17 protein-coding genes are annotated in these 20435 nt (G+C 53.7%); 12 read left to right on the forward strand and 5 right to left on the reverse strand.

What is annotated here, in order from left to right:
* Window positions 1-171 precede the first annotated feature (171 nt).
* From LOKO_RS19250 to LOKO_RS18675, 8 genes are all read left to right on the forward strand, one after another.
* Entirely contained in the window at window positions 172-1338 is a 1167-nt protein-coding gene (locus LOKO_RS19250) for a hypothetical protein (protein ID WP_144439625.1), read from the forward strand.
* A 14-nt stretch (window positions 1339-1352) separates the two neighbouring features.
* Window positions 1353-2543 (forward strand): ATP-binding protein, encoded by a 1191-nt coding sequence (locus tag LOKO_RS06525; RefSeq protein ID WP_235588956.1) that lies wholly within the window; start codon window positions 1353-1355, stop codon window positions 2541-2543.
* Entirely contained in the window at window positions 2540-3862 is a 1323-nt protein-coding gene (locus tag LOKO_RS06530; RefSeq protein ID WP_083517461.1) for a vWA domain-containing protein, read from the forward strand. The genes LOKO_RS06525 and LOKO_RS06530 overlap by 4 nt, the downstream gene beginning before the upstream one ends.
* A gap of 202 nt (window positions 3863-4064) precedes the next feature.
* On the forward strand, window positions 4065-4301 hold the full coding sequence (locus LOKO_RS19255; protein WP_144439626.1) for a hypothetical protein: 237 nt from the start codon (window positions 4065-4067) through the stop codon (window positions 4299-4301).
* Between the two features lies 1 nt (window position 4302).
* Window positions 4303-4764, forward strand: coding sequence for a hypothetical protein (locus LOKO_RS19260; RefSeq protein ID WP_144439627.1), 462 nt, complete (start codon window positions 4303-4305; stop codon window positions 4762-4764).
* A 448-nt stretch (window positions 4765-5212) separates the two neighbouring features.
* The gene (locus LOKO_RS06535; protein WP_066446599.1) at window positions 5213-7705 is read left to right on the forward strand and encodes a dynamin family protein; all 2493 of its coding nucleotides are present in this window, start codon (window positions 5213-5215) and stop codon (window positions 7703-7705) included.
* Window positions 7706-7716: 11 nt separating this feature from the next.
* Window positions 7717-8646, forward strand: a complete 930-nt coding sequence (locus LOKO_RS06540) for a hypothetical protein (protein WP_066446602.1) — start codon at window positions 7717-7719, stop codon at window positions 8644-8646.
* Complete coding sequence (locus LOKO_RS18675) at window positions 8630-9667, forward strand: patatin-like phospholipase family protein (protein ID WP_083517462.1); 1038 nt, start codon at window positions 8630-8632, stop codon at window positions 9665-9667. Before LOKO_RS06540 ends, LOKO_RS18675 begins: the two co-directional genes overlap by 17 nt.
* A gap of 538 nt (window positions 9668-10205) precedes the next feature.
* Here the strand turns inward: LOKO_RS18675 and LOKO_RS06545 are convergent.
* The 3 genes from LOKO_RS06545 to LOKO_RS06550 form a co-directional block, all read right to left on the reverse strand.
* On the reverse strand, window positions 10206-10760 hold the full coding sequence (locus tag LOKO_RS06545; RefSeq protein ID WP_066446605.1) for an alpha/beta hydrolase: 555 nt from the start codon (window positions 10758-10760) through the stop codon (window positions 10206-10208).
* Complete coding sequence (locus LOKO_RS18680; RefSeq protein WP_083517463.1) at window positions 10747-11193, reverse strand: gamma-glutamylcyclotransferase family protein; 447 nt, start codon at window positions 11191-11193, stop codon at window positions 10747-10749. Before LOKO_RS18680 ends, LOKO_RS06545 begins: the two co-directional genes overlap by 14 nt.
* A gap of 453 nt (window positions 11194-11646) precedes the next feature.
* On the reverse strand, window positions 11647-12612 hold the full coding sequence (locus LOKO_RS06550) for an AAA family ATPase (RefSeq protein ID WP_066446609.1): 966 nt from the start codon (window positions 12610-12612) through the stop codon (window positions 11647-11649).
* A gap of 522 nt (window positions 12613-13134) precedes the next feature.
* On the opposite strand from LOKO_RS06550, the gene LOKO_RS06555 reads away from it, so the two are divergent.
* From LOKO_RS06555 to LOKO_RS06570, 4 genes are read left to right on the forward strand one after another with little or no spacing between them, the layout of a single operon-like run.
* Window positions 13135-14334, forward strand: a complete 1200-nt coding sequence (locus LOKO_RS06555) for a nucleotidyltransferase domain-containing protein (protein ID WP_083517464.1) — start codon at window positions 13135-13137, stop codon at window positions 14332-14334.
* A 22-nt stretch (window positions 14335-14356) separates the two neighbouring features.
* Window positions 14357-16186, forward strand: a complete 1830-nt coding sequence (locus LOKO_RS06560) for an ABC transporter ATP-binding protein (RefSeq protein ID WP_144439628.1) — start codon at window positions 14357-14359, stop codon at window positions 16184-16186.
* A gap of 56 nt (window positions 16187-16242) precedes the next feature.
* The gene (locus LOKO_RS06565) at window positions 16243-17565 is read left to right on the forward strand and encodes an O-antigen ligase family protein (RefSeq protein WP_158509929.1); all 1323 of its coding nucleotides are present in this window, start codon (window positions 16243-16245) and stop codon (window positions 17563-17565) included.
* The gene (locus tag LOKO_RS06570) at window positions 17562-18077 is read left to right on the forward strand and encodes a zinc ribbon-containing protein (protein WP_066446618.1); all 516 of its coding nucleotides are present in this window, start codon (window positions 17562-17564) and stop codon (window positions 18075-18077) included. Before LOKO_RS06565 ends, LOKO_RS06570 begins: the two co-directional genes overlap by 4 nt.
* On the opposite strand, the gene LOKO_RS06575 is transcribed toward LOKO_RS06570, so the two are convergent.
* Together LOKO_RS06575 and LOKO_RS06580 are read right to left on the reverse strand one after the other, a co-directional pair.
* Entirely contained in the window at window positions 18059-19435 is a 1377-nt protein-coding gene (locus LOKO_RS06575) for a hypothetical protein (protein ID WP_417935382.1), read from the reverse strand. The genes LOKO_RS06570 and LOKO_RS06575 overlap by 19 nt on opposite strands.
* A 62-nt stretch (window positions 19436-19497) precedes the next feature.
* On the reverse strand, window positions 19498-20385 hold the full coding sequence (locus LOKO_RS06580) for a LysR family transcriptional regulator (protein ID WP_066446620.1): 888 nt from the start codon (window positions 20383-20385) through the stop codon (window positions 19498-19500).
* Window positions 20386-20435: the final 50 nt, after the last annotated feature.

A 20435-nucleotide genomic window follows, 5' to 3' on the forward strand; every position in this document is an offset into this window, starting at 1 on the left:
CGAGCACATGCACTGCGAAGCATGCAGATGTGCAAGCCTGCGCACTTTGAAGGCACGCAATTGGACGCCTTGGCCAGGCTAGGGACCGGAGAAGCTCGGTGTAGCCTCAATGCGCCCGCTGCAGCTCAGTATTGCATGTCCTTCAAAGGGGCTGCAGTGCTGCGTGGCAACATGCAAGCCCTGACGCTTGTGGACGAGTGGGGGGAGGTGCAGCTGCATACCCCGCGTCTTGAGCGTCTGGCACTTAGCGGCGCTACCTCCCTAACTCTACACAACTGCGGGCATCTGGAGACCGTGAGTCTTCCCGAAGGATTAGCGATTGATTGCCACGGCACTGTGCCAACTCCATTGCTGCATGTGGCGCGCTTTTTCATTGACGAGGCGACACTCAAGCAGGCGCTCAACCGCCTGGCGGCGGGCGAAAATGAGCTGCTGGACAGCGTGCTGACCATGCTGCCCCAGCGTGCCGGTGCCGCCTTCCATGGCCTGACCTCTTTGCTACAGCTGGCAGAGCAGGGGCTGGATGCCCAGGCCCTATGGCACTGTCGCCGGATGATCGCCGCCCGGCAGATGATGCCTCGTCGGCGCCGCCAGTGTATCCAGCTTACCGATCAGGATTTGGCTCGTGCCGACGGTGCATGGCGCTGGGACCTGCCCCGCGACCGCGTTGATGAAGGCATTCTGGCGGACCTGCAACTCTGGGCGCTTTGCAGTCCGCATAGCACCGACGCTCAGACCTACCGAAAGTCCCTGGTTGCCAGCTGCAATGAAGGCCAGAAATTTCAGTGGATTGTGCGCTTTGGCAGTCGCCCCGATGCACTGTCGCCACTGCGGCAGTTGATGCTGGAAGTCCTGGTCAAGCAGCAGGCATGCGGCACGCTTTCGCTCTGTTTAGGCGGGCAGGACAACACGGTCAACCACCGCTATTTGGTGAGGATCATGAGTCACGAGCCGCTGACGGCCGAACAGCGCAATGCTCTGCTTGGTGCCGTCAGCGAGGTGGCCCCCTGGGAGGAACTACCGCAGCTGGTCACCACACTGCTTCAGCGTTACCCGGGACCCGTGCGCGCTTTTTTGATAGCGCTTTCTCGTAATCCCGATGACTGGTTTCACGGAAGACTGCCTGGACGTGTTGGCGCCACTCGCATACGACAGGCACGTTTACAGTTGACTCAGCTGGCGCTGATGCCTGGTGGATGGTCGGGAATGACAACAAATTCCAGATTGAATGAGCCACCAACTGCGGCGTCGGAAGCACAGGCTCAGGTGGCGAGGAATAGCGCTTTTGAGGATCCACTGGGCTCCTACCTGACACCTCCTACCCATATTCGTCGCTGAGCGGAGACAGACCCATGATGCATGCTACTCCAGACCAGGCCATCACCCTGCTGACCCATCAGTTGGAACAACTGCACTTGCAGCCAGAAATGGCGGAGCTGTTGCCGCCCATTATGTTGTGGGGCCCCCCAGGCGTAGGCAAGAGCTCGGTGGTGCGTACTGTGGCCGAACGCCAGGACATTGAATTCATCGACATTCGACTGGCCCAGCGTGAGCCGGTGGATTTGCGCGGCCTGCCGGTGCCAGATCGTGAGCGTGGTGTAGTGGACTGGTTGCTGGCGGGCGAGTGGCCCCGCGATCCAGAAAGCCGCGGGATATTGCTCTTCGATGAGCTGACCGCCGCCGACCGAAGCCTGCAGGTGGCCGCGTATGAGCTGATTCTCGACCGCCGTCTGGGGGATCTGTATCGCTTACCGCCTGGTTGGCTGGTAGTGGGAGCCGGCAATCGCAGCGAGGACCGTGCCGTGGCGCAGTCCTTTTCCAGCGCGCTGGCCAATCGCTTCTGTCATCTGAGCTTGGCACCTGATCTCGAGTCTTGGTCACGCTGGGCGGCAGGGGAGGGGCTGCATCCGGATGTGATCGCCTTTCTGCGTTTCCGGCCGGAGTGCTTCTTCGACATGGAGGGCAGCGTGGAGCAGGGCTGGCCCAGCCCGCGCAGCTGGGCACGGGTGGCGCAGTCTCTCGCGCATGGCCGGGCGCTGCCCGCCGGAGTACAGGCTCTGATGATTCATGGCCTGGTCGGCCAGGGCGCTGGGACTGAGTTTTTGGCTTTTCGCGAGTGGGCTCTCAAATTGCCGGATATCCCTTCCATGCTTGCCGGCAAGACGCCCATTCAGATTCCTGAGCGGGCTGATCAGCGCTATGCCTTCTGTTCGGGCCTAGCCCATGCGCTATGGAAAGGGCTGGAGATTGACGCACTTCATGAGGAGATCGCCCAGAAACGCCTGGCACGCTTCTTCGAGATCAGCCAGGCGCTGAGCGCGGACTTCGCCACCCTGGCGCTGATGGACGCCATGCAGGGCGATACGGAAATGCTGCAGCAGACGCGCACGCTGGCACTGCTAGGCCATCCGGCCTTCGATGCCTGGAGCCGGCAGCATGGCGCAGTTTTCCATGAGCATCTCATGGCACAGATGGGCATCTCCCTGCCGGAGGCCGGTGCACAGGTACCGGTTGTGGACCTCTTCGGTGAGGAGGCGCCATGAGTCGTCGCCCCCTCACCGAACGAGCAGGGAGCATGCGAACGCCCCCAGGGCAGCGTAGCCGTCGGCCAGCCCGAGAGCCGCGCGCTCCCAACGACCAGGAGCAGGCCCTCAAGCAGCGCATACAACGCCAGTGTGAAGCCGACCGTGCCCTGCTGATGGCGGCACAGCCCTTCACCGCACGGCTGCTGATGCAGCTCGCCATTGTGGCCGTGGTCGATGACCGTTTACCCACGGCAGGAACCGATGGCGAAAGTCTATTCGTCAATGCCAAGTTCATGGCGCGGCGAAGTGAGGAGGATCGCCGCTTCATTCTGGCTCACGAGGTCTGGCATTGTGCTCTCGGCCACCATCGTCGTCAGCTAGGGCGGGAGCCGGATACCTGGAATCGCGCCTGCGACTACGAAGTGAACAGCCTGCTTCGCGATGAGCTGGGCTACTGCCCCGCCGATGCGCTCTATCACCGTCGCTACCTCGGCCAATCCGCTGAGCAGATCTATGCCGACCTTTGCCAGCACCCGAGCCGAAGCGAGCAAGGGAGTGTTCTGGACGAACATGACATCACAACGCTCGCAACGCTGCCTGGCCAGGTGATGGACCCAGACTTCAACCCGAAGCCGGTCACTCCGGAAGGGGCACGAGCCTGGCAGCAGCGTCTGGTAGCCACCGCACAGCAATTCGAGCGTCAGCAAGGCAGCCTACCCGGTCATCTACAGACCCTAGTGGAGCGTCTGCGTCATCCTCAGGTGCCATGGCAGCAGGTATTGGCCAGCTTTATCCATCAATCACTTGGGGGTAATCGGCAATGGTTGCCACCGGCACGACGGCACGTACATAGCGGCCTTTATCTACCTAGCCAACGGAGTCAAATACTTACTCTGGCGGTTGCCGTCGACACCAGCGGTAGCTGTCAGCGGGACCTGCCGCATTTTCTAAGCGAGCTCAAGGGCATTCTTGGCGCCTGCGATCGGGTCAGGCTGGATGTCATGGACTTCGACGCTTGCATTACCCAGCGCCGAACGCTGCATGAAGGGCAGCTGCATGAGCTAGAGCACTGGCGTTGCCAGGGCGGGGGAGGCAGTGATATCCGCCCGGTCTTCACTGCCTTGGAGCAGGCGCCTCCCCAGGTGTTGGTGGCGCTGACAGATGGCTATATCCATACGCCTAGTCACACGCCAGGTTACCCGGTGATTTGGTGCCTAACTGAGGGAGGACGAGTGCCTGCTGGCTGGGGCCAGACGATTCCTCTGGAAGGTGGGTGTGTGCGGCCGGCGATGCTGGATGACCTATTGGATGTGATGCCGCCTATGCGCCGAGGATAGGAGACAGATGGTGGTTCACGCACTCCCTGACAAGTCGCAAATATTCCCTTTTAATTCAATTGATTACACGGCTTTCATTATGGCGCCAGTGTTGTTTAGCTATGGTAATGCGTAGCTTTCGGAAAAAAAGGCTAAAGATAATTGGCTTTCAGCCGATATTTCTGTTCGTGGCTCTTGAGTCTAAATGCCTGAGGGGGAATAGATGGCGGCTCCGTTAATTGGTTGGAAAATTAAATGGTTGATATCATTGTCCTTGGTCGCACTGGGTTTTTATGCGGCTTTTTCTTTCGTTGATATGGTGCGCGAGATGCTGGAAGCAGCAGCAAGGTTATGGCCATTGCTTGCCTTGGCTGTAACGTTTTTTATTATGGGTAAAATTGTGAAAGCGCATGCCTTAAAAAGGCAGTCAAAAGCTGATGAAAGCAAGCAAGGAGATTAGCATGAGCTTGGAGGTAGCTAAGCGGTCTGGGTTCGTGCTGAGAATGCTATCATTAATGGCGTTTTCGTGCATGATACTGTTTGCTGGAATTGTTGTTATTCAAAATGAAGAGCTAGGAAAGCTAGTTCCGCCAAGTACAGCTAGGACGTTATCTATATTTTTTGCATACATAGTGGCCATGATAACATTTAATTATACTTTGGCGGCTAGAGGAAGAAATTTCATGGGATGGAAAAATGAAGCTCTGATAATGATTGGTTTTGTTATCGCTTTTGTTGGCATTTTTCTCCCCCATGCTTTTCCTGCTTCGCAAGTCATAGTCACAGAAAGTTGGGTTCCTTTTTCCTCCAAGGAGGTTGCTCATCTTAAACCTAACTGGGCTTATATGCCAGTATCATTTATCGCCGTCCCTTTTATTTATAAGGCTTGGTTGGGAATTAGAGCGATGCCACTGTGGAAATAAACTGAAGGGTTTTGAAGTTAGCATAGTGGGTGTAAGGGGGGGGCGAGTTTTACTTGTAATAAATGAACTATGAATGATGCAAAGGGTTGAGTTAATGGTGCTTAAACTACCAAGGCACGATATTTGGAAAAGTAATAAAACAGGTGGGTGCCTGCTAAGGAGCCACCTTGGCCCCCGAGGCAACGGTGAGTAAATGCTCATGTATTATCGTACACGCTGGAAGTCGGCTGCATAGAGGACGAGGCAATTTGCTAGGATACGCGAAAATTATCAATTTTAAAATTACTAAACAGGTTTAAGAGCAATAATTCAGAGGCCATTGCGAGGCCTTATTCAGCGCGGTATGGTGGTGTATTCTTGGAAAAGTGTTGTGTCTGAGCTATAGGATTTTATCTGATATAATGAAGGTTGAAAAATCAAACACCACTAGACAGGAAGGGAGTTGCAGATGATATTGTCAGCGTTGCAAGATGAGATATCAACCTTAATTCATAAGCAAATGAAGATGCTGGCTGAACTAAAAGATCAGAAAGCGATTTGGACCGAAGATAGAAACGGTCTTGCATTGAACCCATCACTCATTGATCAGCAGTTAGAAGCTTTGGTCAGTGATGGTGTAAAAGTAAAATCGCTTGAATCAACTATCGCAGTAATCGGGACGATGAAAGCGGGCAAGTCAACAACAATTAACGCTTTAATTGGCGAAGAAGTATTGCCAAATCGTGTCACTGCAATGACTACACTGCCGACACTGATCAGGCACAAGCCTGGCCAAAAAGAACCTGAGCTTACTTTGCATAACGAGTCTGTCTTTCAGGATTTAGTTAATGAGGTTAATTCGGTAATAAAATCATCCAACGAGAAAGGTGTCGATTTAACAAAAGTACAAGAAGCTGTAAATACTATCTCTGATAGTGGGTCTAAAATAAAAAAAAGCTATGTTGGGAAGGATGAAATTCATAAAGCGTTGTTCTTGATTAATGATACTTTTCGCCTTGCCGGCCACGAAAAAAATGGAATTGATTTAAGCGATTATCTCAAGCATTTCACAGACATCGGCAGCCTGCCAACGGTTGAGATTGAATTCAAATGCTTAGCAAATAAACCGGAAGGCAGGCACCGCGGTTCACTAGCGCTACTTGATACACCCGGCCCTAATGAGGCTGGTCAGAGTGCTGTGCTCAAGCAGATACTTTCAGAGCAGATAGCAAAAAATGCATCAATGGTTTTGTTGGTAATGAATTATACGCAACTTAATACAGAACAGGATTCTGATATAAGGAGTCAGGTGAAAGGGATCAAGGAGGTAATTAAGGACCGCTCTTTTGTTGTGGTAAATAGATTTGATGAAAAGAAATATGGAGATCTTGATGAGGGCCAGACAAAAAAAATTGCCTGCGAATTGCTGAATGACAGTATTGATGAAGAAAACTTCATTACTGAGTCTGAGGTATTTCCTGTCTCCTCGCATTATGCCTTCATGGTGGATAAAGTTAAGCAGCAAATTGCTGGCGGTGTTGATGTGAGAGGCTTTTTGGGAGAGGCGTCTAATCGTGACTTTCTTCAAGCGGCATTTGGCATGATTGATGAAGAAGAAATTGATGAACTGAATCTCGATAGAATTGAAAAGCGAGCTGATAAGTTGTTTAAAAAGTCACGCTACGATGGATTTGTTGGCGATATGCTGGAGAAGGCCTATATTAAGGCAGGCGAAAATAGTTTGCAAGTTTCACTTGCACGCCTTTCAGACAATGCAAGGAAGCTGGATCATTTTTCCACTGTTGTACGCGGCGGACTATCTCAAGAATTAGAAGAGCTTAAGAGTAGTATTGAGCGCACTAAAAAGCTGAGTGAAGATGTTGAGGTGGTCTATAACAAAGTAGCCACTGTAAAAGATAAGGGTGTAAAAGAGTACAGGAAAAAGGCTGACTTTTTACTTAACGAAAATGTTGACAATATAAAGAAGGCTATTAAAGAAGAGTTTACCAATAAAGAAAGAGATTTGAAGAGTGACCTGGAAGGCGAGTTAAATGTTAAATTAGATAGCAAGAAAAGCTTAAGTCGTGAAAAATATGCTCATAAGCGTGCAGGAAGAAGAGAGGCGATGGTGCTGGAAAGTGATATTAATATTTTGCACAATATGATAGACAAGCATACTAATAATGACGGAAAGGAGTTAGATTTTGGGAAGGATAAAGGAAAAGCTGTTGAGTTTGATAAAAAAGCACAAGAAATTATGAGCTCCATGTTTTCCACCATGGTTTCGAAGCTGCAAGTTGAGCTAAATACTCTTGAGGAAAAAACTAAAGCTCAAATTCAGGGCGAATTGTTCGGGAGAGTGGAAAGTTTATTCAAAGCGTATGAGGAGGAAATGCAGGAAAAGGGTTTTGATTTCGATGTCAGCTTCCTAGAAAATTTCTCCCTCGATATCTTGAATCAAAGTAAGATAGAGCCTGGTTCTCATCAAGCTATTCAACAGTACGATGAAATGGTAACTAGAATAATCAAGAAAAATGTTCGGCGTGAAGGTTGGGTGCATGGTGTTCTAAAAGTCCTGAGCTTTGGCCTTAGAGATGATTTTGAAGAGACGATAGTTGATATTCAAGAGGGTGAAAAGCGATACAAAATTGCTTTGTCTGGCTATATAAGTCAGGCAGAAAAAATGGCAGATCAATTCTACAAAAATATAGATCAAAATCTTAATGAGCAATTTGAGGCCAAACTTATACCCGCAGTCGATGAGATTTTTGGAGAAATTATTGTGTCCATTAAAAGCATAGAGGGGGCGTTGGATCGCTCAAAAAAGCTACAAAGTAATGATGTGGCTGTGGTATCAGATATCAAATCATTCATGGATGATGCCAAGAAACTAAATTATTCGCTTTTGCAGCGTATTAAAACTGCGCGGAATGGCCTTGATTCTTTGGTGTCAGTCGACTAGGTGAATTGGTAATGATTGATGAAAAAAGTACTGTTGCTTTGCTAATAGATGATTATCCTCACCTTGAGGAAAAAGCTATTGTTGATTTTATCAATAACTTTTCTGTCATGGCCGATCATCTGAATAAAAAGCAAGAAATTGCAGATAGCCCATCCGCGCGTTTTTTTGACTGGATGTCTGGGCGAAATGTGAAAAGGCAGTTGTTGCTCGATAGAACTTTTGAGAGTGAGCTTGTTTTTGTCAGGGATTATATTGTTGAAAATGAAAAACGTCTAGTTAAAAATGACGATTTCATGGATGAAATTATGAGTGGTGTCAGCTTGCTGTCCGGGAAGTTGCGAGAGGTAGCCAATGAAACTTGTCAAATCAAGGAAAGTCTTGAGGAATTGCGCGAAACGGTCTGTCACATAGAAAGTTCTGTTGTGCAGCGTCTTGATTATCAAGAATTATACATAAATGCTCTATCTGAAAAAGAGCTGGCTCTCAGTATCTTTTCGAAAACGAACGACAGTCTGTCGCCGGAGCAAAGTCTGTGGCTGATGTTGACCCGTCTATGGTATGGTGATTTTGGTCGTTGGCTTAAAGCATCTGGCAAATCAAAAAGTAACTCCAAGGTGGTAAAAGAGACACTAGAGACCTTGAAGAACCAGTGCATGCTTATTATGTCTAAAAAGACAGGTCGCTCGAATGACGCTCTAATTGATCGCGACACGCTATATAAAAGCCTCATCTCTGATTTTGAACCTGTTAAGGACGCACTCTGTCTTATGAGTGATCATCATTCTAACAAACTTGAATCAATGATTTATTCACTTAACAGCAATGTGGAGCTAAGGCAGTTTGAAGATAGCGATCTTCCATTTGTTTTTTCTAATATAAGTATCTTTCATGAAATGGCGAGTTTGCTTCAGTTAGGAGAAGATCATGCCACAACCAACTAAATTAGGGCTTGTCTTGTCTGGGGGTGGGGCAAAAGGCGCATACCAAGCAGGCGTGCTCCGTTATCTTGCAGAGATGAACATTCAGCCAGATGCTGTAGCCGGGGCTAGCATTGGATCTTTAAATGGGGCGGTAGTAGCCAATGCCGAGAATGTTAAGCAGGCGGCTGATTCTCTTGAGGTTGTTTGGCGAGAAATTGCGGAGAAATCACCTTTGAAGATGGACCCGCTTGCTTTTGTGGCGATTTTGCTAAAAATTTGTGTGGCAGCCTTTGGTGGAGCGCCGGGTAGGGTTTTCGCTATGAGCGCTCACCAGCTTGAGAAAATAGTTCCGGTAAAGTATCACAAGTATGTTTCTGATCCGGCCTTTTTTGACAACTCGCCCACCATTGATATCTTAACTCGCTATGCAGGCCTTGAAAATGATAGTGTAGGCTTGCCTTTCTGGGTTTCCGTCTATGAAAGTGAAGGAGCGATCAAGGACTTGGTTGGTACCTTGAGGGCGACCGTAGGCATTTCCGATTCAAAAGGTTCCATGTTCTTACCCATGCATTTGCTTTCGTCGGAAGACAAGCGTAAGGCATTGTTAGCGTCTTCTGCAATTCCGCTTGCTTTCGAGGCACAATTAATAAGTGGTAAAAAGTATTATGATGGCGGCTTGGGAGGTTGGAATACAGCTCAGGGCAATACTCCGGTTACCCCCTTGATTGTAAATGAAAAATGCAGTCACGTCATAGTGACACATTTAGACGATGGGAGTTTTTGGAATCGTAATTCTTTCCCGGGCACGACGTTTCTTGAAATTCGACCCAAGAAAATATCACGCAACGGCCTGAAGGATATGCTTAATTTTGAAAAATCTACTTTGCTTGAATGGATGGAACAAGGCTACCATGATACCAGCGCTTGCATTGGGTCAGTCAAGGGCGGACTGGACGTCTTTAGTAAAAGCCAGGCTAGTCATGCTTCGCTAGAAAAGTCGCTCGGTGATATGGCAGATTCTTTGCAGTGGATGAAAAGGTAGGATCATCATTATATTGAACGTTACTTGGTAATTTCGGAATGTTAAAATGAATTTTAAGGGGGCAAGTGTTAGCAATTTCCAAGTTTTGCTCGTGGCTGCCCCCTCCCTCGCTGCAGGGTTTGCTACCGATCGAAGCCCTTGCACAGCCCGCGTGAAGCTGGCACTGGTGGGGTTATCCAACTATGGAACTTGCTGCCCGGCGTGTGTCTTGGGTGAGAGCCGTTACTCGATTCAGCGTATCCTGTAGCTCAATGGCAAGCAGGTGCACAAGCGCACTCAAAGCTTATGACCATACGCCAGGAGCCGCTATCAGTCGCCCCACGACTTGATAAGCGCTGGGCTGTTGCCCCAGCTCACGAATGTTGTGGCAAGGATCCCTTGTCAGCTTGCAGGTGACGATCGATTGTCGCACGCGAGAGGTCCACATTAATCAACATTAGCAGCAGGACTGCTGCATCGGCGCTAGTAAAGGCTCTGGTGTATCGATTCGGGGCTCTGGGTCATTTATCAACCGCTGGACCTGCACACTGAAAATAGTTTATTTTTGTACTAGTATTTTTTTCAAGTAATATTCGAAAGCATCTATGAGTATATTTAAACTGACTTCCAATCTGTGATTATCATCTACCAACCGCAGAGGCACACACTGCTGTTGAGCTAACTCAATAACAGGCCCCGGTGGCACGACGGTATCCTGCCAACCATGAATGATCTGCACATGCTGTGCCCGTATCACGGGGGCTGGGTCCGGGTAGCGCTCAAGCCCGAACGCCGGAGCCATCAGAAAGCAGCCCAGCACAGGTATATGGCTGCTGGCCGCTGCGCTTACCCATCCTCCCATGCTTGAGCCGGCCAAGATGGTCTGTTCCGGCTTGTAGGGTAGCTGCTCCAGGGCAGTCATGAGGTGGCTCAGCCGCTCTTCAGGCGTCTCCATGCCCCGGTAGTCCATGACAACAACGTGTACATTGTCGAAGCTCTCCGCGACTGCCGTCAGGGCCTGCATCTTGGTGGAGCTGGGGCCGCTTTCCAGGCCGTGAGACAGTACAACGGCCAAGCCTTCCTTACTGCTGGTGGCGGGGTCAGTGAGATACATTATTGCTCCTCCTTGGCGAATATTTTGTGCTTTCCGATCGGCATAAAGAAGGCCGCCAGTTCCCAGAAGAAACAATCTGGTGGTGACAAGCGGAGTCGTTGTAGAGATACACCCATGCCCCTCCGTAGTGAGTCGAGATGATGGTTCGGTCATATAGGCCGGAAGACGGACTTTTCGGCTGATAGCCCTCCAGGTAATCCAGCCGGTTCAGTTGCTCAGCATCGATTAGATAGACCTCGACATACGCCCCAGCGGAAGGCATCAGCAGGGCACCAGGAAAAGGACCCAGGTTGTATAGGGTGATAACGCTGAGGCGGTCGGGGCCAAGATATTTCGCCCCTTCGAGCAAGTGATGGTTGTGCAGGCCGGCCTTGAGCGTGCCGTATACAGCCACCCGAGGTGCACGCGCAATGTCGCGTTGACGGTCATGCATAGGCGTGCTCCGTCGCCGTGTAAACGCCAAGGCGTGAGCAGCTTGTCCAACCATTTTGGGTGGCTTGCTGAGGGTGTACATGGCTGCTCAAGGATCGAAGCAGTATTCGCTTTTGCAGCAAACGCATTGCGCGCGGCATGGTAGAGCGCGGCCATTGCGCTATCACTAGGCGCCGTGGTGTCCGGGTGGGCCAGGTTGCTCGCCATGCCCGGCAGGTGGCGTTGGGCCAGGGTTTCTACCCGAGCCCGCTCTATGACGGCATACCAGCACCACTCGCCAGAAGAAAAGCGACCATCCTGCTCAGGGTCGTGCCAGCGCCGCCATGCGGCCAAGGCATCGGCTTCGCTGCGGCTAGCAGTATCGGGTGGCGCGACGGTGTCTAGGTGTTGGGGGGGGGAGCCGGCACCATAGGTACGTGTCCAAGCCGACACCAGCTCTCTGGTACGCCTGCTATCAGTAGATGCCGGTGACATGGGGAGCGCCTCGCAGCAATTCTGCATCGAAACAGCGTTGGTAAAGCTCGGCTACAAGGGGGCGTTCTGTCTCATCGCAGCGATTGACGAATGCCAGCCGCAAGGCATCTTGCGTGTCTTTGATAAGGCCAATGTTTTCCCCCCAGGATACCAGGGTCCGCAGGGAGAGCAGTGACGAGAGGTCACCTTGGGTGAATGCCTGCCGTGTGAGGCCGGCGAAGGTGACCATGCGCTCGATGGTCTCTGCATCGAGCGAAGGCAGGCGCGACTGGAGGATTTCACGCTCTCGGTCGGCCGGCATGTAGCCAAGCTCTGTGACCACATGCCAACGGTCCATTTGCGCCTGATTAAGCGCTTGGGTGCCTGCATAGAGGCCGGTGGCATCGCCTTGGCCCGCGGTATTTGCCGTGGCAAACAGGCGAAATGCCGGGTGTGGTGTGATGACACGATTTTGATCAAGCAGCGTGAGCCGGCCCTGACTTTCGAGTAGGCGTTGGATGACGAACATTACATCGGGGCGACCCGCATCGTATTCGTCGAAAACGATTGCGACCGGCCGCTCAAGCGCCCAGACGAGGATGCCCGGGACGAACTCGGTGACCTGCTTGCCATCGCGTATCACTACCATATCCCGGCCTATCAGGTCGGCTCGCGTGATGTGGCCATCGAGGTTGATGCGTATGCAAGGCCAGTTGAGCCGCGCCGCTACCTGCTCGATGTGGGATGACTTGCCACTGCCATGAGGGCCATGCAGGTAAACACGCCGATTGTGCGCGAAACCCATCAATATCGCTGTGGTGACGTCTGGCATGAAGCGAAATGCAGGGTCTGGATCCGGGACGTGCTCTTCAGGTTCACTGAAAGCAGGAACGGGCCACGGCAAGGGAAGCTTGAACGTATGGGCGGTATCGCAGAATGTATCTGGACTCGAAATGGCGTCAGTCATGGCCGCTCGGAAGCATCCTGTTTGAGGAACAGAACAGAAGTGCTGTCTTTAGCACTTCTGCACGTTCAAATGGATTGTAGAGCTAACCTAGCAGAAGGCTTGACGAACGGGCAACGCTGCAAGGGAAAATGTGTCCTTTTGTTAATTTGCGTGGATTTTAACAAGCTTAGAGCAGGCTAAGACTAGGTACTATTATTCTAATGCTCCCATGTGTAGGGCGTTATGGTGAAACTGCACGCTCCACATGCCAGCTGCAGCTAGGCTATCATTTTGTCACTAGACTGTTACTATTTTGTCGCGGTATGGTCATCGTTGATCATCCAGTCTGTCAGGTAACGGCTCCCTACCACGACATGCACTGGTTCGGTGACTGATAGGTGAAACGTTTGTATAAAGTAAGTACGGTGGATAATAGTCACCAGGTTCATGTCAGGATTTGAGTCTGCGAATTAAAGAATGATATTGATAATTATTAGCATTTGAGTTTTCTATTAGCGCCATGCTCAGTAAGGAGTGTTCTTCATGACGGTTACGCTTGCGCCAGCTCAGTTGGCCCCTGATTTGCGGCTCTTGGTGTTGCTGGCGAGGTTGAACCTGTCTGAGGAGCAGTCTCGCGCTTCACTAGCTCTATGCGAGAGTATCGATGATTGGGGGAGCTTCACCAAGCGCGCTCAAGAACGCTTTATCCTGCCGCTGGTATACCGCCATTTGCGTCGACTGTCGCCCCCGTCCTTGCCTGAAGAGCAGTTGGAGCTAATGAAGCTGCATTCGCTCACTGTTCTACAGCATAATCTGAACGTGATGGCTGCCTTGCGAGACCTGGCCAAGGAGCTGCTGCACCCGCTCGAACTGCAACATGTGTTCTTCAAGGGGCCGACGCTGGCCGGGCGGTATTACGATGAACCAGCTATGCGCTTCTGCCAGGATATTGATGTGCTGGTCCCGCGTGAGCGGATGGCGGAGCTTCTGGGTGTCGCACTGCAGAATGGCTATACTCCCTTGGATCCCGCAGCGTTGTCGGATGACAGCACCAGCCTGGCCTTCGTGGCGCGGGTCCAGAAAGTCGTGACCCTCGCCTCACCCAGAAACGTGGCCATCGAGTTCCACCAGCGGATCGACAACATCGGCACGATCTACGATTCCCGGCAGCTGTTGACACTGGCGGAACCCATGCGTATGGCCAACAATTATTTTTCCGTGATGCCGACTGCGGAACTGTTTGTCTATATTTGCTGGCACCATACCAAACACTACTGGTCGCACCTGCACTGGCTGGTCGATATGGACGCCATCCAGCGCCATCCGAGTTTCGACCTGGATGCCGTGCTTGCTTGCGCAGAACGGCGTAACCTGCGGACTACCGTGGAAGCTTCTCTAGAGCTGTTCAATGTATTGGCGACCCCCGGGCCATGGCGTGAGGAGGAATTGACTGAGCGTGGCAAGGACATGCTTGCCATGGCATTGAAAGCCATGCAGGGGGGCCATCAGGTCGAGCTGACCATGCGTCGGCAGAAAGTTACCCCTGATTTTTCCTTCAGCTGGCAGGCCAAACCCACTCAGTTGTTGCGTTGGAGATTGCTGGGCTGGACTCGCTTGTTCCGCCCCAGCTACGCTGACTATCAGGGCTGGCCGCTTCCGCCCGCGTGGCAATGGCTATATCGTGTTACCCGCCCGTTTCGTGAATCCTACGTTCGCCTGACCTCCGGCGATTCCCATAAATGAATATGGCTGAGTGCGGCTGCTCATGATTCAAACCGATAAGTTTTTCGCACCGGTGTTTTCATTGCGTCGCATTCTGCCGATGCTCTGGCAGAGTAGTCGTAAGTGGACGCTGCTCAGTACCCTACTGATGGCTCTGGAAGTGGCATTTGGGTTAGCGGTGCTCTACCTCCTCAAGCAGCTGGTGGACGTCGTCACCCAAATGCTGGGGAGTGCGGATACAGAAGGTGGGCTAACCCAGGTATTACTTTTCGTGGCCCTGACCGGTGCATGTACGGTGGCGTTCATCACTGCACGAGGGCTGTCTGGCCTCGCTCGCGAAGCACAGGGAATGTTGGTGGCTGACTTTGTTGACCGCGAAGTGCATTCGCGGGCAGTAAGGGCAGACCTGGCCTTTTATGAAAGTCCACAGTACCACGATACTCTTGAGCGAGCGCGCCAATCAGGCAATCAGCGACCCGCTCAGGTGGTCAGTAACTTAATGATGTTGAGCAAGAACAGCCTGATGTTGGCGGCAGTGGTGATACTGATCATCACCATCAACTGGCTGTTGCTGCCCGTATTGTTGATAGCCATCGTGCCCGCGCTTCTGGTGCGAATCTATTTTACTCGATACTTATATCAGTGGCAGCGGCGCAGGACACAGATGGAGCGCCGCGCCGGCTATCTTGACTGGCTGATGACTTCTGATATCAATGCCAAGGAGTTGCGTCTCAATCAGTTGGGCGATTATCTGCGTAACCAATATTCCAAGTTGCGGGGAACGATTCGCAGAGAGAAGCTTGCCATCACCAAGCGGCGAACCATGGTTGAACTGGTAGTGGCCAGCATTGCCTCGGTTGCTTTCTTCGGCTCACTGGGCTTTCTCGCCTGGCAGACTGCGGAAGGTCGCAACAGTGTGGGCGACCTGGTGCTGTTCCTGTTGATTTTCCAGCGTGCCCAGTCAATGGGGCAGGAGCTGGTCCAGCAGCTTTCCAAGCTCTACGAGGATCATCTCTATATTGGCCTGCTATTCGAGTTTCTGGATATCCGCCCCTCGATCAGCGAGCCCGAGCACCCCGTGAAAGTGCCCGGTGTGCTTAGCTCAGGGGTCGCTTTCGAGAATGTCGGGTTCTCATACCCTGGTACTGATATCCCGGTGTTGAGGGATATAAATTTGACGATCAGGCCCGGTCAGATAGTCGCCTTGGTAGGTGCGAATGGATCGGGAAAGACCTCGCTGATCAAACTGTTATGCCGGCTATATGATCCAACATCGGGTAGAATCACACTTGACGGTATCGATGTGCGAGAGTTTGGGGTCGAGGACTATCGCCGCGTTTTCAGCGTGATCTTCCAGGACTACACGCACTATGCCGCCACCGTCCGTGATAATATTCGTTTCGGCGATATTCGCGAGCCCGAGGACACGCCGGCAGTGAAGGCAGCGGCTATCAATGCTGGTGCGGCACCGTTCATCGATTCCCTCAAGATGCAGTACGATACTCCCTTGACCAGGATGTTCGATGGAGGGCAGGAGTTGAGTATCGGTCAGTGGCAGAAGATCGCCTTGGCACGAGCCTTCATGCACCGTTCCAATATTATTATCCTCGACGAACCGACCAGTGCGCTGGATCCGGGCGCAGAGTTCGAGCTTTTCGAGAATTTCCGCGAACGTATCGATCATCGTGCAGCTCTGGTCATCAGCCATCGTCTCTCCACGGTGAGAATGGCCGACTATATTTATGTCATGGATAAAGGGCAGATCTGCGAATCCGGCACCCATGATGAGCTGATCAGGCAGCAAGGGATCTACTGCGAACTGTTCAAGCGCCAGGCACATCACTATCGGGAAGTCGATGCCGAAACTCACTGAGCGCACTGGCTGGCATGCGCATGATAACTGAGAGATCTGTGTGCCGAGCCAACGGCGTGCTTGTATTTGCCTTCGTCGCCTTATTGGTCTTGATCCCAGAGGCTTACAGGATTGTTGCCCTGCTTGCACTTCTGGTACTGGCCGTGGGCGCTTTGACGTTACGACGCGCACCGCAATGGCGGTTGGACAGGGATGATGCCTGGCTATGCCTGGCGCTTGTGCTCTATGGCGGTATCTGGTTGCTGGATGTTTGGCGTTCAGGTTACTGGCCGATGGTAGATGGCGCCGGTTATCAGCTTCTGCCGATATGGCCGCTAGTGGCCGCGCTGATACTGGTTGGAATGCGCTGCTATCCCCCCAACCCCCGTATGCTATGGTGGGGAGCTTGCTGCGGTGCCCTGGGAGCGGGAACCATAGCCCTTTACGAGCGGGTCGTGTTGGGCGTGGAGCGTGCCAGTAACGGCATCAACGCCATCCCTTTCGGTAACCTGTCATTGCTGCTTGGTTCGCTATCCCTGCTAACGGTGCTGTGGTGCTTGCGTCGTCAAAGGCCCCGGCATGTGGGCTTATTGATATTGGCGATGGTGGCTGCTCTCCTCGGTCTGTTGGGGTCGTTGCTATCGGGAACTCGAGGTGGATGGGTAGCGTTACCCTTTGTCCTTCTGATTGTCTACCGTGCTGCGCGGGACCTCCTGCCTTTGCGTCATCTGCGGCTAGGCGCTGGTGGACTGGTATTGCTGATGCTGGTACCCATCTTGTTGCCGCAGAGCGGTGTGAGCGAACGTGTGGGCCAGGTCGCTGATGATGCTCAGCGCTACTGGCAGCGTGGGGATGCCGGTAGCTCTCTGGGGGTGCGCCTGGAACTCTGGCGCGCTGGCGTAATGCTGATCAGCGAGAAACCGCTACTGGGTTTCGGCGAGCACCGCATGGAGAAGGCGCTGGGCGATCTGGCAGAAGAGGGGCGAGTCTATGATCGGGTGGTTATCCACATGCAGCTGCACAACGAGGTCATCGATACGGCTGCCCGACGCGGGCTGTTAGGTGCTACCAGCCTGCTGTTGCTTTATGGCATTCCACTCTGGATATTCTGGAAGAAGCTGCGCCGGGCTGGTCATGAGCCTGGCCTCCAGGTGCTTGCGGCAGCAGGCATGATGGTGCCGGTGGCATTTTTTGACTTCGGACTCACCCAGTCGATGCTGCGTGATCTGCGGGGGTTGAGTGGCTATTTGGGGCTGTGTGTCTTGTGTTGGGTGACGCTGCGTGCGTATGAAGAGACACTGCGAACGTTGCCAATCAGTTCGCCTCCATTGCATAGAACCCCTTATATTGCAGATGATAAGGGCGAATTAATCGTCCAGCGTTCAAGGAGCAGATCATGAGCGAAAGTACCGACCCCCATCGCGAACATCGCCTGCGTGAAGGCTATGAGCGATTGCTGGCTCGTATGCAGGAGGGTGCCCGTGACCTGACCTGGGAGAACCTGCAGCATGAACTCGACGAGGCGGTGGAGTTCGAGGCGGAACTCGAAGAGTTCACCAAGGATGAGCTGGCCCTGTTGCGCGCCTGGGTCGAGCGTGACCTTGTCGACATGCGCCGCTACCTGAACGCCGGTGGCCGCAGTGTCGCCACCTGGCTCGGGATCGATCTCGATCAGCTGTCCCGTCGGGTGGTGGAGTCGCTGCTCTCCATTGCAGACCGCAGCATCGTCGACAATGAACGATTGAAGGAGGACCTGGAAGCCGCCCGCGCCGATTACTGCGAAGGCGAGGTGGCCGCCCCGGGGCGCATGGCTTGCGTTCACTGCGATGCGGTGGTCGAACTCGAAGGTGTGACCCGCATCGAGCCCTGCCACCAGTGTGGGCATCGCTACTTCTATCGCGTTTCCGAGTAAGTGTGACCCGAATAAAACGCCTGAGCGGTCTGTGAAACTTGGTCCAGCAGCAGTATGGCCCCAATCACCAGGCCGCTCATGACCAGCGCGTAAACCAGGTTGTGTTTCATCATGCGGTAGCCGCTCACGCCGTAACGTCCCTGCAGAGAGAGGTTGATTCCCGAGAGCGGTCCTACCGAAGTGCCGACCGCCCAGGATGCCAGGGCCGTGAAGGCGAACAGGGTCTGGCGGTCTGCACCCAGGTCGAGCATCGACGCCAGGACCGAGACACCGATGATGGGATGCAGTCCGGCAATGGCGCTGGCGACAATGGCTAGAAAGCTGAGAATCGCCTCCCACGCGCCGAAGTGGGCAAATAGGGTCCATTCACTGCCTGTCGCCGCGGCGATAGCGGTTGATAGGCCAAGGGTCAGCAGCCCAGCTGACAGGAACAGCGCAATCTCCCCTCGCATAGCGGGCAGCCGCATCAAAGTGTGCTGACGAACGCGGTAAAGTGTCCAGCGCGGGCCGGCCGGCAGGTTACTGGCTAATGCCACTGCCGGCAGCAAGAAGGTGCTGATGCTGACGATGCCGAGCTCTGGTGTCAGCTTGAAGTGCCATAGCATGACCAGGCTTGCCATGGTAACCGGCATCAGCAGGCTACGGGGCGATAGCGAGAATCCTGCCACCTCCGCAAGATCGAAGCGTCGTGACAGTTCGAGTGTGGTGAGAACACCGCTCAGCAGGGCCAAGGGTAGTCCGATGATGAGTACCCGCGAGTACTCCATGTCGGGCGCAAGGGTCATCACGACGCCCATGGAGGCGAAGAAAGGCGACCACAGCGCGGCGCTGGACAGTCCACGGTTGAGGGCCAGCAGCTGGGGCGTGGTCAGCGGGGCGCGCCGTTCCAGGCGGTCTCCGATCATGAAGACCGTTGATAGGTTCAGGATCGTGCCGAGAAGATGGACACCGAGCCAGGTGCCGAGTGTGCCGCGTTGCCCCGTTACCGGATGGCCGAGCGGGCGCTTCGAGCTGCTCCGATTTCCGAGTATTCCGATGAAGCTGACCCCCACCAGCATCGCGACCACATGGGTATTGCCGCTGGTGATGGTGGGCCATGCTATCGCGGCCTCGTAGCGCCAGCGGGATGCGATCAACAGCCCCAGGCCTATGACGGTCAATGCCCCGGCCTGCCAACGAGTGCGCCTGGGGATGTCTGGCCACAGCAACAGGGTAGCCAGCCACAGCGCATAGCCGACGCCATGTGGCAGTATGACGATTCCGGCAAAGGCGAGGATCTGCTGCACCAATCCAAGCAGAATCAGCACGCCCGCCAGGGCATGACGCAGGGACGTCGGTGTTGAGTCGGGCAGGGACACGGTGGCGTTGGGCTCCAGGCGGAGTCGAGGGCTATTGTGAGCAGTCTAACAATATTGGCTTGTTATCGGCGACTCGACACGTCTTGCGCCTCGTCCAGCAGTGCCAGCATGGCCCTGGCGGCGTTGGAAAGCGTGCGGCTACGATGCACCACATAGCCGAGGGAACGATGAATGGCGGGGTGATCCACATCGAGCTCATGCAGTTCGCCAGCTACCAGCCGCTCCGGCAGCAGGCTCCAGCCCAGGCCGATGGCAGTCATCATCTTCAGCGTTTCCAGATAGTTGGTGGAAAGTGCTACCGGCAGTTCAAGGCCCATGGCGGCAAAACGTGACTCGATCAGCGTGCGGGTGAAGGTCAGGGGGCCGGGCAACACGGCGTCGAAGGCACATAGCTCGTGGAGCGAAAGCCGGCCGCGCCCGGCCAGAGGATGGTCGTGGGCGCAGACGAAGCACATACGGTCGTCCCATACGGGCACCACAAGCAACTGCGGATCGGGGTGCGGGGCCAGTGTCACCACGGCAAGCTCCAGTTCACCGTCGAGTACGCCCTGGTAGGCCTGCTCCGAATCGAGAAAACGCAGGTCCATGCGTACTTCCGGGTGGGATTGTGTATAGGCCTTGAGCAGCGGCGGCAGGCGATGAAGGCCGATATGGTGACTGGTGGCGATGGTCAGGTTGCCGGCTACGCTGCCACCAAGATTGACCAGCGCCCGTCGGCTGTCGTCCACCATGACCAGGATCTGCCGGGCGCGCGGCAGCAGGATTCGACCGGCTTCGGTCAGCGTGACGCGACGGCCGATACGATCGAACAGGCGGGCGCCGATCTGGTCTTCCAGCGTGGCGATGCGCTTGGAGACCGCGGGCTGGGTCAGGTGCAACTGCTCGCCTGCCCGGGAGAAACTGCCGCTGTCGGCCACGGCGAGAAAGGCCTGAAGGCTCTGGGTATCCACGGGCTTCCCTTGTCGAAGTGATGTCTTCCAATTGGAATTCCAATATGGAA

It is taken from the genome of Halomonas chromatireducens (genome assembly GCF_001545155.1).
Classification (GTDB): Bacteria; Pseudomonadota; Gammaproteobacteria; order Pseudomonadales; family Halomonadaceae; genus Halomonas; species Halomonas chromatireducens.

Coding starts and splice junctions, on each gene's coding strand:
- LOKO_RS19250 (WP_144439625.1), top strand. CDS start 172: ATGCAAGCCCTGACGCTTGTGGACGAGTGGGGGGAGGTGCAGCTGCAT.
- LOKO_RS06525 (WP_235588956.1), top strand. CDS start 1,353: ATGATGCATGCTACTCCAGACCAGGCCATCACCCTGCTGACCCATCAG.
- LOKO_RS06530 (WP_083517461.1), top strand. CDS start 2,540: ATGAGTCGTCGCCCCCTCACCGAACGAGCAGGGAGCATGCGAACGCCC.
- LOKO_RS19255 (WP_144439626.1), top strand. CDS start 4,065: ATGGCGGCTCCGTTAATTGGTTGGAAAATTAAATGGTTGATATCATTG.
- LOKO_RS19260 (WP_144439627.1), top strand. CDS start 4,303: ATGAGCTTGGAGGTAGCTAAGCGGTCTGGGTTCGTGCTGAGAATGCTA.
- LOKO_RS06535 (WP_066446599.1), top strand. CDS start 5,213: ATGATATTGTCAGCGTTGCAAGATGAGATATCAACCTTAATTCATAAG.
- LOKO_RS06540 (WP_066446602.1), top strand. CDS start 7,717: ATGATTGATGAAAAAAGTACTGTTGCTTTGCTAATAGATGATTATCCT.
- LOKO_RS18675 (WP_083517462.1), top strand. CDS start 8,630: ATGCCACAACCAACTAAATTAGGGCTTGTCTTGTCTGGGGGTGGGGCA.
- LOKO_RS06545 (WP_066446605.1), bottom strand. CDS start 10,760: ATGTATCTCACTGACCCCGCCACCAGCAGTAAGGAAGGCTTGGCCGTT.
- LOKO_RS18680 (WP_083517463.1), bottom strand. CDS start 11,193: ATGCATGACCGTCAACGCGACATTGCGCGTGCACCTCGGGTGGCTGTA.
- LOKO_RS06550 (WP_066446609.1), bottom strand. CDS start 12,612: ATGACTGACGCCATTTCGAGTCCAGATACATTCTGCGATACCGCCCAT.
- LOKO_RS06555 (WP_083517464.1), top strand. CDS start 13,135: ATGACGGTTACGCTTGCGCCAGCTCAGTTGGCCCCTGATTTGCGGCTC.
- LOKO_RS06560 (WP_144439628.1), top strand. CDS start 14,357: ATGATTCAAACCGATAAGTTTTTCGCACCGGTGTTTTCATTGCGTCGC.
- LOKO_RS06570 (WP_066446618.1), top strand. CDS start 17,562: ATGAGCGAAAGTACCGACCCCCATCGCGAACATCGCCTGCGTGAAGGC.